This is a genomic window from Streptomyces sp. B1I3 (assembly GCF_030816615.1).
In the GTDB taxonomy this organism is placed as follows: domain Bacteria; phylum Actinomycetota; class Actinomycetes; order Streptomycetales; family Streptomycetaceae; genus Streptomyces.
In genome coordinates, this window is the sequence record NZ_JAUSYD010000001.1 from 6,594,297 (window position 1) to 6,609,260 (window position 14,964).

The following is a 14,964-nucleotide window of genomic DNA, read 5'->3' on the forward strand; positions in this document are numbered from 1 at the left end:
GGACGGGCCGACGGGACACACCCCGTCGGCCCGTCCCATTGTCGGTGGCAGCCGATAGCCTGCGGGAACAGATGACCGAGCGGCGGAGGGTCCTACATGCGGGTACTGGGCGTGGACCCGGGGCTGACCCGGTGCGGTGTCGGAGTCGTCGAGGGGGTCGCCGGCCGTCCGCTGACGATGGCCGGGGTCGGCGTGGTGCGCACGCCGGCGGACGCGGAGCTCGGCCACCGGCTGGTCGCCATCGAAGAGGGCATCGAGCGGTGGCTCGACGAGTACCGCCCCGAATTCGTCGCTGTGGAACGCGTGTTCAGCCAGCACAACGTACGTACGGTGATGGGCACCGCCCAGGCCAGCGCGGTCGCCATGCTGTGCGCCTCCCGCCGCGGGATTCCGGTCGCCCTGCACACCCCCAGTGAGGTCAAGGCCGCCGTCACCGGGTCAGGCCGTGCCGACAAGGCCCAGGTCGGGGCGATGGTGACCCGGCTGCTGCGGCTCGACGCGCCCCCGAAGCCCGCCGACGCGGCCGACGCCCTCGCCCTCGCCATCTGCCACATCTGGCGCGCACCCGCGCAGAACCGACTGCAGCAGGCTGTCGCCGCCCACCGCACGCTGAAAGGCCGTACCGCATGATCGCCTTCGTCTCCGGCCCGGTGGCCGCCCTCGCCCCCTCCACGGTCGTGGTCGAGGTCGGCGGCATCGGCATGGCCGTCCAGTGCACGCCCGGCACGCTCGCCGGCCTGCGCATCGGCAAGGAGGCCAGGCTGGCCACCTCCCTCGTCGTGCGGGAGGACTCGCTCACCCTGTACGGCTTCGCCGACGACGACGAGCGCCAGGTCTTCGAGCTCCTCCAGACCGCCAGCGGCGTCGGCCCGCGGCTCGCCCAGGCCATGCTCGCCACCCACAGCCCGGACGCGCTGCGCATCGCCGTCGCCACCGGCGACGAGAAGGCGCTCACCGCCGTGTCCGGCATCGGCAAGAAGGGCGCCCAGAAGCTCCTGCTGGAGCTCAAGGACCGGCTCGGCGAGCCCGTCGGCGCGCACATCGGCCAGCAGGGCATCGGCGCCGCCGTCACCTCCTCCTGGCGCGACCAGCTGCAGGCCGCCCTCATCGGCCTCGGTTACGCCACCCGCGAGGCCGACGAGGCCGTGGCCGCCGTGGCCCCGCAGGCGGAGGCGGCGATCGCCGGGGGTGGCCAGGCCCCCGTGCCCCAGCTGCTGCGGGCCGCCCTGCAGACACTCAACCGCGCACGCTGACCGCAGCGGCCCCCATGCCCCGCACGCCGGCCGGACACCGCACGTGCCGGCACCGAACCACCCGAGGCGGACTGACGAGATGAACTGGGACGAGACCGGGCCCGACACCGGCGAGTTGACGGACGAGCGGCCGGAGGACCGGCTGGTCGCCGCCGGCGCGGACGGCGAGGACACCGCGGTCGAGGCCGCCCTGCGCCCGAAGGACCTCGACGAGTTCGTCGGCCAGGAGAAGGTACGCGAACAGCTCGACCTGGTACTCAAGGCCGCCCGGGCCCGCGGCGCCACGGCCGACCACGTCCTGCTCTCCGGCGCCCCCGGCCTCGGCAAGACCACGCTCTCCATGATCATCGCGGCCGAGATGAACGCCCCGATCAGGATCACCTCCGGCCCGGCCATCCAGCACGCAGGCGACCTCGCGGCGATCCTCTCCTCCCTCCAGGAGGGCGAGGTCCTCTTCCTCGACGAGATCCACCGCATGTCGCGGCCCGCCGAGGAGATGCTCTACATGGCGATGGAGGACTTCCGCGTCGACGTCATCGTCGGCAAGGGCCCCGGCGCCACGGCCATCCCGCTCGAACTGCCGCCGTTCACCCTCGTCGGTGCCACCACCAGGGCCGGACTCCTGCCGCCCCCGCTGCGGGACCGCTTCGGTTTCACCGGCCACATGGAGTTCTACGAGCCCACGGAGCTGGAGCGCGTCATCCACCGCTCCGCCGGTCTCCTCGACGTGGCCATAGACACGGCGGGGGCCGCGGAGATCGCCGGCCGCTCCCGAGGCACGCCGCGGATCGCCAACCGGCTGCTGCGCCGGGTCCGGGACTACGCCCAGGTCAAGGCCGAGGGGCGGATCGACCGCGACATCGCCGCCGCGGCCCTGCGGGTGTACGAGGTCGACGCCCGCGGCCTGGACCGGCTGGACCGCGCCGTGCTCGTCGCCCTGCTGAAGCTGTTCGGCGGCGGGCCCGTCGGCCTGTCCACCCTCGCGGTCGCGGTGGGGGAGGAGCGCGAGACGGTCGAGGAGGTCGCCGAGCCCTTCCTCGTACGCGAAGGGCTGCTCGCCCGGACCCCTCGCGGGCGGGTCGCCACCCCCGCGGCGTGGGCCCATCTCGGGCTCGTACCGCCGCAGCACGGCGCAAAGGGACAACAGGGCCTGTTCGGGGCGTGATGCGTCACAGGTTTTCGCCGAGGGGAACCACGGTGCCATGCTGGGCGTTGTTCCAATGATGCGGACTCGCTTAGACTCCGCCGATGCCGCCCGTACAGGTCGGTGTACCCACCCCCGTAGATACAGGCCGTCTTTCAGCGCGGTCGTGCGAAGGAAGTTCCGTCCCGTGAGTCTCGTGACCCTCCTCCCCTTCATCGTGCTCATCGGGGCCATGTTCCTGATGACCCGGTCCGCCAAGAAGAAGCAGCAGGCGGCTGCGCAGATGCGCAACGACATGCAGCCCGGTACCGGCGTCCGGACGATCGGGGGCATGTACGCCACCGTCAAGGAGATCCTGGACGACACGGTCGTCCTCGAGGTCGCGCCCGGCGTTCACGCCGTCTACGCCAAGAACGCCATCGGCGCCGTCCTGGACGACGCGGAGTACAACCGCATCGTCCACGGTGACGACGACCTGGAGGTCGGCGGCGCGGTCGTGCCGGACGACGCCTCCTCGCTCACCGCCGGGCCGGCGGACGCGGAAGGCGACGCGGACGACGCGAAGACGGACCTGACCAAGAAGGCCGAGGTCGACACCCCCGCGCCGAAGGTCCCCGAGGTCAAGGACGCCGAGGCCGAGGACGGCAAGGGCGACGCGAAGTAGCTCCACGATTCCGGGACGCCGGGCGCCTGCGGGTGTCCGGCGTCTCTCGGGCCGTGGGGCCCTCTGCGGGGTCGGGTCCCCACAACACTTAGCGGCCGCTCGGGCGCGTACCCGGCGCGGGGCGGTTGGACAGGGAGAAACGAAAAGGTGGCAGCACCGAAGAAGGGCCGGGGACCAACCGGTGGACAGGGCAAGCCGGGCCGTGCCCTGGCTTTGATCCTCATCGCCATGGTCGCGCTCACCGGCGGGATGTTCCTGTCCGGTCACACCACGCCTCGGCTTGGTATCGACCTGGCAGGCGGCACCTCGATCACGCTCAAGGCGAAGAGCCAGCCGGGCAAGCCTGACGCGATCAACGAGACCAACATGAACACCGCGGTCAGCATCATCGAACGCCGTGTCAATGGTCTGGGTGTCTCCGAGGCCGAGGTTCAGACCCAGGGCAAGTCGAACATCATCGTCAACATCCCCAAGGGGACGAATTCGAAGCAGGCCCGGGACCAGGTCGGTACGACCGCCCAGCTCTACTTCCGTCCCGTGCTCACCGTCGCCGGGGGCGAACCGACGCCCACCGGTTCGGCGAGCCCGTCCGCGAGCGGTACCGGGAAGCCGAACGCCACGCCCAGTGCGAAGGCGAGCGACCCGGAGACCGCCTCCGACGGCAAGGGCACGCCCTCGGCGAACGCCACCACCCAGGGCCGTGCCGTCACCGGCGCCCTGAAGCAGGACGCGACGCCGAGCGCAGGCGCCTCCGCCGATGCCAAGGCCACCGACAGCCCCGCGGCCACCGGTGCGCCCGACCCGGCCACCGCCGCGCTGGAGAAGAAGTTCACCGCGCTGGACTGCGGCGACGCCGCAGCCCGTGCCAAGGCCGGCGACGGCGTCAAGCCCGAGGACCCCACGGTCGCGTGCAGTTCCGAGGGTGACGCCAAGTACCTCCTCGGCCCGGCCGAGGTCTCCGGTACGGACGTCGACGACGCGAAGGCGCAGTTCGACCAGCAGCGCGGCATCTGGCTCGTCTCGATGGAGTTCACCGACAAGGGCTCCAAGAAGTTCCAGACGATCACGAAGAAGCTCTCGGCCCAGCAGTCGCCGCAGAACCAGTTCGCCATCTCCCTCGACGGCGAGGTCGTCTCGGCACCCCAGGTGAACGAGACGCTCAGCGGCAGCGCCGAGATCTCCGGCAGCTTCACCCAGCAGTCGGCCGAGGACCTGGCCAACGTCCTGTCCTACGGTGCGCTCCCGCTCTCCTTCAGCGAGGACACGGTCACCACCGTCACCGCCGCTCTCGGTGGCGAGCAGCTCAAGGCCGGCCTCATCGCCGGTGCCATCGGGCTGGCCCTGGTCGTGATCTACCTGGTGGCCTACTACCGCGGCCTGGCGCTCATCGCGCTCCTCAGCCTCCTGGTCTCCGGGGTCCTGACCTACACGATCATGGCGTTGCTCGGCCCGGCCATCGGCTTCGCGCTGAACCTCCCCGCCGTCTGCGGTGCCATCGTGGCGATCGGAATCACGGCGGACTCGTTCATCGTCTACTTCGAACGCATCCGGGACGAGATCAGGGAAGGCCGTACGCTCCGTCCGGCCGTCGAGCGCGCATGGCCCAGGGCCCGGCGCACCATCCTGGTCTCCGACTTCGTGTCGTTCCTCGCCGCCGCGGTGCTCTTCCTCGTCACGGTCGGCAAGGTCCAGGGTTTCGCGTTCACGCTCGGTCTCACGACCCTGCTCGACGTCGTCGTGGTGTTCCTCTTCACCAAGCCGGTCATGACGCTCATGGCCCGCACGAAGTTCTTCGCCAGCGGCAACTCGTGGTCCGGTCTGGACCCGAAGCGGCTGGGCGCCAAGCCTCCGCTGCGCCGCACGCGCCGTGTCAACGCCCGCACCGACCACCCGAAGGAGGCCTGAGATGTCGCGACTCGGCGATCTCGGCGCCCGGCTCTACCGAGGCGAGGTCGGTTACGACTTCATCGGCAAGCGCAAGATCTGGTACGGCGTCTCGATCCTGATCACCATCACGGCCATCGTCGGCCTGGCGGTCAGCGGCCTCAACATGGGCATCGAGTTCAAGGGCGGGGCGGTCTTCACGACCGACAGCAAGGCGAAGGTCTCCGTCTCGCAGGCCCACGAGGACGCGGTGACGGCCTCCGGCCACGAGGCGATCGTCCAGGAGCTCGGCAACGGCGGCCTCCGGATCCAGATCACCGAGGTCGACACCGACAAGGCCGACCAGATCAAGGCCCAGCTCTCCGACGACCTCGGCATCCCCGAGTCGAAGATCAACGCTGACCTCGTCGGCCCCAGCTGGGGTGAGCAGATCGCCAACAAGGCCTGGACCGGCCTCGGCATCTTCATGGTCCTGGTGGTGGTCTACCTGGCCATCGCCTTCGAGTGGCGGATGGCCATCGCCGCCCTCGTGGCGCTGATCCACGACATCACCATCACGGTCGGCATCTACGCCCTCGTGGGCTTCGAGGTCACCCCGGGCACCGTGATCGGCCTGCTGACGATCCTCGGTTACTCCCTCTACGACACGGTCGTCGTCTTCGACAGCCTGAAGGAGGGCTCGAAGGGGATCACCAAGCAGACCCGGTGGACCTACAGCGAGATCGCCAACCGCTCCATCAACGGCACGCTGGTGCGCTCCATCAACACCACCGTCGTCGCGCTGCTGCCGGTTGCCGGTCTGCTGTTCATCGGTGGCGGCGTCCTCGGCGCCGGCATGCTGAACGACATCTCGCTGTCGCTCTTCGTCGGCCTCGCCGCCGGTGCGTACTCCTCGATCTTCATCGCCACTCCGCTGGTCGCCGACCTCAAGGAACGCGAGCCGCAGATGAAGGCCCTGAAGAAGAGGATCCTCGCCAAGCGGGCCGCTGCCGCGGCCAAGGGTGAGTCCCCCGAGGACGACGGTGACGACCAGGCGCAGGACTTCGGCCCGGAGGCCGAGACCGCCGGGGCCGTCATCGGTCAGCGCCGCCAGCACGGCGGCCACGGCCGGACCCCGGGGAACCGCCGATGACGAGCACGGCCTCGACCCGCGACCTCCTGCTCAGCCGGATCCGTGACGTGCCGGACTACCCGAAGCCGGGAGTCCTCTTCAAGGACATCACCCCGCTCCTCGCGGATCCGGCCGCCTTCTCGGCGCTCACCGACTCCCTCGCCGAGCTCTGTGTACGGCACGGGGCCACCAAGATCGTCGGCCTCGAGGCGCGCGGGTTCATCCTGGCGGCGCCGGTCGCAGTCCGGGCCGGGCTCGGCTTCGTACCCGTGCGCAAGGCCGGAAAGCTGCCCGGGGCGACCCTCGCGCAGGCCTACGAGCTGGAGTACGGCACGGCGGAGATCGAGATCCACGCGGAGGACCTGGACTCCGACGACCGGATCATGGTCATCGACGACGTCCTGGCCACCGGCGGTACCGCGGAAGCCTCGCTGGAGCTGATCCGGCGGGCCGGCGCCCAGGTCGCGGGGGTGTCCGTCCTCATGGAGCTCGGATTCCTCGGCGGCCGGGCACGGCTCGAGGCGGGGCTGCGAGGCGCCCCGGTCGAGGCACTGATCACGCTCTGACCCCCGCGCTCCACGGCGGCGGCGGAGCACCGCACGGACGGGCACCCGGGAACACCCGGGTGCCCGTCCGCGTTGTGAGGGTTCCGCCGTCCCCGGGCGAGGACCGGCCGGGGGGTCGATACCATGGGGTTTCCGGGGAGCCCGGATCCGCACGAGGAGCGCTCTTGCCAGACGAGGCCCGTCCAGTCGCCGCCGCGCAGCCCGACAAGCCCGCGACGGCCCCCGCCACGCCCGCGAAGGCGCAGCCCGCCCACGCGGGCGACCCCGGGGCGCGCAAGCCCGCGGACGGCCGGGAGCAGAGCGGTGAGGCGGCGGCCCCCGCGAAGCCGGCTCTCCCCGCCGGGACGGAGTCCGCGGCGGCCCCCGAATCCGGGAGTCCCGCGCCGAAGCCTCCGGCACCGGACCCCGCAGGTCAGCCCGCCGCCCCGGCCCCCGCCGTCCAGCCCGCGGTGCCGGCGGCAGCGCCCCCCAAACCGCCCGCCCCCAAGCCCCCGGCCCCGGCTCCCACGCCGTCCGTGCGTTCCGGCGGCTCCTCCAACCGCGTCCGGGCCCGCCTCGCCCGTCTCGGCGTGCAGCGCTCCAGCCCGTACAACCCGGTCCTCGAACCGCTCCTGCGCACCGTCCGCGGCAACGACCCCAAGATCGAGTCCGCGACCCTGCGCCAGATCGAGCGCGCCTACCAGGTCGCCGAACGCTGGCACCGTGGGCAGAAGCGCAAGAGCGGCGACCCCTACATCACCCATCCGCTCGCCGTCACCACGATCCTCGCCGAGCTCGGCATGGATCCGGCGACGCTGATGGCCGGACTGCTGCACGACACGGTCGAGGACACCGAGTACGGCCTGGACACGCTGCGCAAGGACTTCGGCGAGCAGGTCGCACTCCTGGTCGACGGCGTCACCAAGCTCGACAAGGTCAAGTTCGGCGAGGCCGCCCAGGCCGAGACCGTGCGCAAGATGGTCGTCGCGATGGCCAAGGACCCCCGGGTCCTCGTCATCAAGCTCGCCGACCGGCTGCACAACATGCGCACCATGCGCTATCTCAAGCGGGAGAAGCAGGAGAAGAAGGCCCGCGAGACCCTCGAGATCTACGCGCCGCTGGCCCACCGGCTCGGCATGAACACCATCAAGTGGGAGCTGGAGGACCTCGCCTTCGCGATCCTCTACCCCAAGATGTACGACGAGATCGTCCGCCTCGTCGCCGAGCGCGCCCCCAAGCGCGACGAGTACCTCGCCATAGTGACCGACGAGGTCCAGTCCGACCTGCGCGCCGCCCGCATCAAGGCCACCGTCACCGGGCGGCCCAAGCACTACTACAGCGTCTACCAGAAGATGATCGTGCGAGGCCGCGACTTCGCGGAGATCTACGACCTGGTGGGAATTCGGGTCCTCGTCGACACGGTCCGCGACTGCTACGCGGCGCTCGGCACCGTCCACGCCCGGTGGAATCCGGTTCCGGGACGGTTCAAGGACTACATCGCGATGCCCAAGTTCAACATGTACCAGTCACTGCACACCACGGTGATCGGTCCCAGCGGCAAGCCCGTCGAGCTGCAGATCCGTACGTTCGACATGCACCGCCGGGCCGAGTACGGCATCGCCGCGCACTGGAAGTACAAGCAGGAGGCCGTCGCGGGCGCCTCGAAGGTGCGCACCGACGTCCCCAAGAACACCGGCGGCCGGGGCCAGGACACGGTCAACGACATGGCGTGGCTGCGCCAGCTCCTGGACTGGCAGAAGGAGACGGAGGACCCCAGTGAGTTCCTGGAGTCCCTGCGCTTCGACCTGTCGCGCAACGAGGTCTTCGTCTTCACACCGAAGGGCGACGTCATAGCGCTGCCCGCAGGGGCCACGCCGGTCGACTTCGCCTACGCCGTCCACACGGAGGTCGGCCACCGGACCATAGGGGCACGGGTCAACGGGCGGCTCGTCCCGCTGGAGTCGACGCTCGACAACGGCGACCTGGTGGAGGTCTTCACCTCGAAGGCGGCCGGCGCGGGGCCCTCCCGTGACTGGCTGCAGTTCGTCAAGTCGCCCCGGGCGCGCAACAAGATCCGCGCCTGGTTCTCCAAGGAGCGGCGCGACGAGGCGATCGAGCAGGGCAAGGACGCCATCGCGCGGGCCATGCGCAAGCAGAACCTGCCGATCCAGCGGATCCTGACCGGCGACTCCCTGGTCACCCTCGCCCACGAGATGCGCTACCCCGACATCTCGTCGCTGTACGCGGCGATCGGCGAAGGCCATGTCGCCGCGGCCGGTGTCGTCCAGAAGCTCGTCCAGGCGCTCGGTGGCGAGGACGCCGCCAACGAGGACCTGGCGGAGAGTTCGCCGCCCTCGCACGGCCGCAACAAGCGCCGCGCCAAGGCCGATCCGGGCGTGGTCGTCAAGGGCGTCGAGGACGTCTGGGTCAAGCTGGCCCGCTGCTGCACGCCCGTCCCCGGCGACCCGATCATCGGATTCGTGACCCGGGGCAGCGGGGTCTCCGTACACCGCGCGGACTGCGTCAACGTCGACTCGCTCTCCCAGCAGCCGGAGCGGATCCTCGACGTCGAATGGGCACCCACCCAGTCGTCGGTCTTCCTCGTCGCCATCCAGGTCGAGGCGCTGGACCGCTCGCGACTGCTCTCCGACGTCACCCGCGTCCTGTCCGACCAGCACGTCAACATCCTCTCGGCCGCCGTGCAGACGTCCCGCGACCGGGTGGCCACCTCGCGCTTCACCTTCGAGATGGGCGACCCGAAGCACCTGGGTCACGTCCTGAAGGCCGTGCGGGGCGTGGAGGGCGTCTACGACGTCTACCGGGTCACCTCGGCCCGCAGGCCGTAGCACGCGGACACACGAGAGGGGCTCCTGTACGTGACACGTACAGGAGCCCCTCTCGTACGGAACCGGCCGGCCTCAGCCGCCGAACTCCTCCAGGCCCTTCAGCGCCTGGTCCAGCAGCGCCTGGCGGCCCTCGAGCTCACGCGAGAGCTTGTCGGCCCGCGCGTTGTTGCCCGAGGCGCGCGCCGTGTCGATCTGCGTGCGCAGCTTGTCGACGGCCGCCTGCAGCTGACCGGTCAGACCCTCGGCGCGGGCCCGCGCCTCCGGGTTCGTCCGGCGCCACTCGGACTCCTCGGCCTCCTGGAGCGCCCGCTCCACGGCGTGCATCCGCCCCTCCACCTTCGGGCGGGCGTCGCGCGGTACATGGCCGATGGCCTCCCAGCGCTCGTTGAGGGCACGGAACGCGGCCCTGGCCGCCTTCAGGTCCGTCACGGGCACCAGCTTCTCGGCCTCGGCCGCGAGCTCCTCCTTGAGCTTGAGGTTCTCGCCCTGCTCCTCGTCGCGCTCGGCGAAGACACCGCTGCGGGCCGCGAAGAACACGTCCTGCGCGCCGCGGAAGCGGTTCCACAGCTCGTCCTCGGCCTCGCGCTGGGCGCGTCCCGCCGCCTTCCACTCGGTCATCAGGTCGCGGTAGCGCGCGGCCGTGGTGCCCCAGTCGGTCGAGCCGGAGAGCGACTCGGCCTCGGCGACCAGCTTCTCCTTGACCTTGCGGGCGTCCTCGCGCTGGGCGTCCAGGGCGGCGAAGTGGGCCTTGCGGCGCTTGGAGAAGGCGGACCGGGCGTGCGAGAAGCGGTGCCACAGCTCGTCGTCCGACTTGCGGTCGAGACGCGGCAGCCCCTTCCACGTGTCGACGAGCGCCCGCAGCCGCTCACCGGCGGACCGCCACTGCTCGCTCTGCGCCAGTTCCTCGGCCTCGACGACGAGCGCCTCCTTGGCGCCGCGCGCCTCGTCGGTCTGCTTCGCCTTCTGGATCCTGCGCTCCTCACGCCGGGAGTCGACCGTCGCGACGAGCGAGTCCAGCCGCTTGCCGAGCGCGGCGAGGTCGCCGACGGCGTGGTGCTCGTCGACCTGCTGACGCAGGTGCTCGATCGCCGCCGTGGCGTCCTTCGCCGACAGGTCGGTGGTCTTCACCCGCCGTTCGAGGAGGCCGATCTCGACCACCAGGCCCTCGTACTTGCGCTCGAAATAGGCCAGGGCCTCCTCGGGAGAACCGGCCTGCCACGATCCGACGACCTGCTCGCCCTCGGCTGTACGCACGTACACGGTGCCCGTCTCGTCGACACGGCCCCACGGGTCGCTGCTCACAGCGCCTCCTCCACCTGATGCCTGCGAGGGGGTTCGCCCCCCGTGCATCGTCCACAGTTTCCTGGGGCGGGCAGCGCCCGCCCTGCACAACGCCAATCTAGGCGACCGGCCGCCCGGCTGTCCGCACTCCGCGCGGCCGAAATTATCCGGTCCGCGCCCGGGCGCCGGGGCGGACCGGCCGCCCGGTCGCTCAGGCCTTCTCGACAGCCGCCTTCTCGACCGTGACGGTCTTCTTGGGAGCACCGTCGGCCGCCCCACCGGTGACGCCGGCTTCGGCGATCTTCTTGACGGCCTTCAGGCCGGCTTCGTCCATGGTGCCGAACGGCGTGTAGCTGGGCGGCAGTTTGGTGTCCTTGTAGACCAGGAAGAACTGGCTGCCCCCGGTCCCCGGCTGGCCGGTGTTCGCCATCGCGACCGTGCCCGCCGGATACGTCACCGAGCCGTCGTCGCCCGCCTTGCCCAGCGCGGTCAGGTTCTCGTCGGGGATCGTGTAGCCCGGACCGCCCGTTCCGTCGCCCTTCGGGTCGCCGCACTGCAGGACGAAGATGCCCTGGGTGGTCAGCCGGTGGCACTTGGTGCCGTCGAAGTACCCCTTGTCCGCGAGGGACTTGAACGAGTTCGTGGTGTGCGGGGTCTTCGCCGCGTCCATCGTGATCGCTATGTCGCCCTGGCTGGTCTTCAGCGACATCGAGTACTTCGCCTTTTTGTCGATCTTCATCGCAGGCTCGGGCACACTGCTCTCGCTCGCCGAGGGCGACGCGGAGGGGCTCGCGGCCGCGTCCGCGGTCTTCTTGTCGCCGCCGTCGTCGCCGTCGACGGAGACGTAGGCGCCCGCACCGATGGCCGCCACCACGGCCACCGAGGACGCGATGATCACCGCGAGACGCCTGGTCCTGCGGCGCGCCTCCTCCCGGCGCTGCTGCTGCCGCTCGAACTTCTCCCGGGCGAGCTGCCGCCGCCGCTGATCGCTGCTGACCACGGGTTGGTCTCCTTGTACGTCGTGTGATCGGGCCTGGGTTGCCCCGTACGGTATATGGGTTAGCTGTGGAATGAGGAGCGCCGGTAGGCTCTGATCTGCCGCATTCCTCTCCGCGGCCCTCCCGCTACGGACGAACACTAAGGACGATCGTGCTCATTGCCGGGTTCCCCGCCGGGGCCTGGGGGACCAATTGCTATCTGGTCGCCCCCGCCGCAGGCGAGGAGTGCGTGATCATCGACCCCGGCCACCAGGCCGCCCAGGGCGTCGAGGAAACGCTGAAGAAGCATCGGCTGAAGCCCGTGGCCGTCGTGCTCACCCACGGCCACATCGACCATGTCGCCTCCGTCGTCCCCGTGTGCGGCGCCCATGGCGTGCCCGCCTGGATCCACCCCGAGGACCGCTTCATGATGAGCGACCCGGAGAAGGCCCTCGGCCGCTCCATCGGGATGCCGCTGATGGGGGAGCTGACCGTGGGCGAGCCCGACGACGTCGAGGAACTGGCCGACGGCGCCCTGCTGAAGCTGGCCGGCATGGAGTTCGGTGTCGCGCACGCACCCGGGCATACCAAGGGGTCGGTGACGTTCAGGATGCCCGAGGCCGCGGATGTACCGCAGGTCCTCTTCTCGGGCGACCTGCTCTTCGCCGGCTCCGTCGGACGCACCGACCTGCCCGGCGGCGACCACGCCGAGCTGCTCGAGTCGCTGGCCCGCGTGTGCCTGCCGCTCGACGACTCGACCGTGGTGCTGTCCGGCCACGGCCCCCAGACGACCATCGGCCGCGAGCGTGCCTCCAATCCGTATCTGCACGGCCTGGACGCGCCCCGCCGAGGAATGTGACGAGAGAAAAACACCGTGAGCACCTTCCAGGCCCCCAAGGGCACGTACGACCTGACCCCGCCGCGCTCCGCGAAGTTCCTGGCGGTGCGCGAGGCCATCTCCGCGCCCCTGCGCAACTCCGGCTACGGCTACATCGAGACGCCCGGCTTCGAGGACGTCGCCCTGTTCTCGCGCGGAGTCGGTGAGTCCACCGACATCGTGTCCAAGGAGATGTACACCCTCACCACCAAGGGCGGCTCCCAGCTCGCCCTCAGGCCCGAGGGCACCGCGTCCGTGCTGCGCGCCGCGTTGGAAGCCAACCTGCACAAGGCGGGCAACCTCCCGGTCAAGCTCTGGTACTCCGGCTCGTACTACCGCTACGAGAAGCCGCAGGCGGGCCGTTACCGCCACTTCTCGCAGGTCGGCGCCGAGGCCATCGGCGCGGAGGACCCGGCTCTGGACGCCGAGTTGATCATCCTGGCGGATCAGGCCTACCGTTCGCTCGGCCTCGCGCAGTTCCGCATCCTGCTGAACTCGCTGGGCGACAAGGAGTGCCGCCCGGTCTACCGCGAGGCGCTCCAGGGCTTCCTGCGCGACCTCGACCTCGACGACGAGACCCGCCGCCGCATCGAGATCAACCCGCTGCGGGTGCTCGACGACAAGCGGCCCGGCGTCCAGAAGCAGCTGATCGGCGCCCCGATGCTCCGCGACTACCTCTGCGACGCCTGCAAGGCGTACCACGAGGAGGTCCGCGAGCTGCTGACGGCGGCCGGCGTGGTGTACGAGGACGACGAGAAGCTGGTCCGCGGCCTCGACTACTACACCCGCACCACCTTCGAGTTCGTGCACGACGGACTGGGCTCCCAGTCCGCGGTGGGCGGCGGTGGCCGCTACGACGGCCTCTCCGAGATGATCGGCGGCCCCGCGCTGCCGTCCGTCGGCTGGGCGCTCGGCGTGGACCGCACGGTGCTCGCCCTGGAGGCGGAGGGCATCGAGCTGGAGATCCCCGCCGCCACCAGTGTCTACGCGGTACCGCTCGGCGAGGAGGCGCGACGGGTGCTCTTCGCCCTGGTCACGGAGTTGCGCAAGGCCGGTGTCGCCACGGACTTCGCGTTCGGCGGCCGCGGGCTCAAGGGCGCGATGAAGAGCGCCAACCGCTCCGGCGCCCGCTACACCGTCGTCGCCGGTGAGCGGGACCTCGCCGAGGGCAACGTCCAGCTCAAGGACATGGAATCCGGGGAGCAGCAGCCGGTCGCGCTCGAGGACCTGGTGGCGGTCGTCCGGGGCAAGCTCGCCTGAACCCGCGCACGTGTGACTGTGCCCGCCCGGTGTTCCCGGGCGGGCACAGTGCGTTGCTGCGTGGGAGGGGCTGGAAGCGTCAACCCGGTGGCGAGGCGTTCATCCCCTGGGACGGTTCGAAACGGAACGGCCACCGGCGCTCCCGTTCCCGCCGGTCACGGGCGCGACGCGTCCGTCGTGGCACTCCCTCCTGCCCGTCCCGGCCGAGGCCGGGCAGCTCCACCGCGTGCCGCACCCGCAGGTCGCAGCCGTGCCCGGCGGGCGGACCGCCCGCCGGTGCGCGCCGGCCGGGTGCGTACGCCGCCGGCCCCGCCGCCACGGCGAGCGCCCGGCGGGGCCCCCGCCCCCGCACCTGCGGTACGTACACCTTTATGTCCATCGAACGGATGGGCGCGGTGCCCGTGCGGCAGAATGACCGTGCCCCGGCCGGCTACTCAGTGATGGAACGGCGATATGACGATGGCAGCGGTAGACCATTCCTCCTCCGAGCGGGACCCGGAGCAGGGCGCGGACAGCGGCAGGAGGACCGTCGGCGGCAGCCGCGCGTTCGCGCTGCTGCTGGTGATCACGGGAGCGGCCGGGCTGCTCGCCGCCTGGGTGATCACCATCGACAAGTTCAAGTTGCTCGAGGACCCCAGCTTCACCCCGGGCTGCAGCCTGAACCCGGTCGTCGCCTGCGGCAACATCATGAAGAGCGAGCAGGCGTCCGCCTTCGGCTTCCCCAACCCGATGCTCGGCATCGCCACCTACTCGGTGGTCATCGGCATCGGTATGGCGCTCCTGGCGGGAGCACGCTTCCGCAGCTGGTACTGGCTCGGCCTCAACGCGGGCACACTGTTCGGCGTGGGCTTCTGCACCTGGCTGCAGTACCAGTCGCTGTACAACATCAACTCGCTCTGCCTCTGGTGCTGCCTGGCCTGGGTCGCCACGATCCTCATGTTCTGCTACGTCACCACGCACAACGTCAAGCACCGCATCCTGCCCGCCCCCGCCTGGCTCAGGAACGGCCTCACCGAATTCCACTGGGTGCCGCCGGTGCTCTGGATCGGCATCATCGGCATGCTGATCCTGACGCGCTGGTGGGACTTCTGGACCAGCTGACGGAGCCGGCGGTCCTGTCGG

The 14,964-nt window shown here is 70.6% G+C and carries 14 protein-coding genes; 11 read left to right on the plus strand and 3 right to left on the minus strand.

Translation table 11 applies throughout. The annotated features are described in order from the left end of the window. The first annotated feature begins 96 nt into the window (after positions 1 to 96). From ruvC to QFZ58_RS30060, 8 genes are all read left to right on the plus strand, one after another. Positions 97 to 630 carry a crossover junction endodeoxyribonuclease RuvC gene (gene ruvC / locus QFZ58_RS30025; protein ID WP_307128018.1) on the plus strand — a complete coding sequence of 178 codons (534 nt, stop codon included), beginning with the start codon at positions 97 to 99 and terminating at the stop codon, positions 628 to 630. Next, the gene (gene ruvA / locus QFZ58_RS30030) at positions 627 to 1,253 is read left to right on the plus strand and encodes a Holliday junction branch migration protein RuvA (protein WP_307128019.1); all 627 of its coding nucleotides are present in this window, start codon (positions 627 to 629) and stop codon (positions 1,251 to 1,253) included. Before ruvC ends, ruvA begins: the two co-directional genes overlap by 4 nt. Before the next feature lie 79 nt (positions 1,254 to 1,332). Next, a complete protein-coding gene (gene ruvB / locus QFZ58_RS30035; RefSeq protein ID WP_307128020.1) occupies positions 1,333 to 2,418 on the plus strand; it encodes a Holliday junction branch migration DNA helicase RuvB in 1,086 nt (361 codons plus the stop codon). A gap of 166 nt (positions 2,419 to 2,584) precedes the next feature. Continuing rightward, entirely contained in the window at positions 2,585 to 3,061 is a 477-nt protein-coding gene (yajC, locus tag QFZ58_RS30040; RefSeq protein WP_307128021.1) for a preprotein translocase subunit YajC, read from the plus strand. A 147-nt stretch (positions 3,062 to 3,208) separates the two neighbouring features. Further along, positions 3,209 to 4,966 carry a protein translocase subunit SecD gene (gene secD, locus QFZ58_RS30045; protein WP_307128022.1) on the plus strand — a complete coding sequence of 586 codons (1,758 nt, stop codon included), beginning with the start codon at positions 3,209 to 3,211 and terminating at the stop codon, positions 4,964 to 4,966. 1 nt (position 4,967) lies between these two features. Further along, positions 4,968 to 6,077: a protein translocase subunit SecF gene (secF, locus tag QFZ58_RS30050; protein WP_307128023.1), complete on the plus strand. Its 1,110-nt coding sequence runs from the start codon at positions 4,968 to 4,970 to the stop codon at positions 6,075 to 6,077. Next, the gene (locus QFZ58_RS30055) at positions 6,074 to 6,622 is read left to right on the plus strand and encodes an adenine phosphoribosyltransferase (protein ID WP_307128024.1); all 549 of its coding nucleotides are present in this window, start codon (positions 6,074 to 6,076) and stop codon (positions 6,620 to 6,622) included. The genes secF and QFZ58_RS30055 overlap by 4 nt, the downstream gene beginning before the upstream one ends. 164 nt (positions 6,623 to 6,786) lie before the next feature. After that, complete coding sequence (locus QFZ58_RS30060; protein ID WP_307128025.1) at positions 6,787 to 9,447, plus strand: bifunctional (p)ppGpp synthetase/guanosine-3',5'-bis(diphosphate) 3'-pyrophosphohydrolase; 2,661 nt, start codon at positions 6,787 to 6,789, stop codon at positions 9,445 to 9,447. A 72-nt stretch (positions 9,448 to 9,519) separates the two neighbouring features. Here QFZ58_RS30060 and QFZ58_RS30065 read toward each other — a convergent pair whose 3' ends face one another. Then, entirely contained in the window at positions 9,520 to 10,749 is a 1,230-nt protein-coding gene (locus QFZ58_RS30065) for a DUF349 domain-containing protein (protein ID WP_307128026.1), read from the minus strand. Between the two features lie 190 nt (positions 10,750 to 10,939). Beyond that, the gene (locus QFZ58_RS30070; RefSeq protein ID WP_307128027.1) at positions 10,940 to 11,728 is read right to left on the minus strand and encodes a peptidylprolyl isomerase; all 789 of its coding nucleotides are present in this window, start codon (positions 11,726 to 11,728) and stop codon (positions 10,940 to 10,942) included. Positions 11,729 to 11,877: 149 nt separating this feature from the next. Here QFZ58_RS30070 and QFZ58_RS30075 point away from each other — a divergent pair, with 149 nt between their 5' ends. Then, positions 11,878 to 12,564 (plus strand): MBL fold metallo-hydrolase, encoded by a 687-nt coding sequence (locus QFZ58_RS30075; RefSeq protein WP_307128028.1) that lies wholly within the window; start codon positions 11,878 to 11,880, stop codon positions 12,562 to 12,564. Between the two features lie 15 nt (positions 12,565 to 12,579). Then, complete coding sequence (gene hisS, locus QFZ58_RS30080; RefSeq protein WP_307128029.1) at positions 12,580 to 13,842, plus strand: histidine--tRNA ligase; 1,263 nt, start codon at positions 12,580 to 12,582, stop codon at positions 13,840 to 13,842. Between the two features lie 79 nt (positions 13,843 to 13,921). On the opposite strand, the gene QFZ58_RS30085 is transcribed toward hisS, so the two are convergent. After that, the gene (locus QFZ58_RS30085) at positions 13,922 to 14,221 is read right to left on the minus strand and encodes a hypothetical protein (RefSeq protein WP_307128030.1); all 300 of its coding nucleotides are present in this window, start codon (positions 14,219 to 14,221) and stop codon (positions 13,922 to 13,924) included. A gap of 74 nt (positions 14,222 to 14,295) precedes the next feature. Between QFZ58_RS30085 and QFZ58_RS30090 the strand changes: the two genes are divergently transcribed. Further along, complete coding sequence (locus QFZ58_RS30090; RefSeq protein ID WP_307128031.1) at positions 14,296 to 14,943, plus strand: vitamin K epoxide reductase family protein; 648 nt, start codon at positions 14,296 to 14,298, stop codon at positions 14,941 to 14,943. The last annotated feature ends 21 nt before the right edge of the window (positions 14,944 to 14,964 follow it).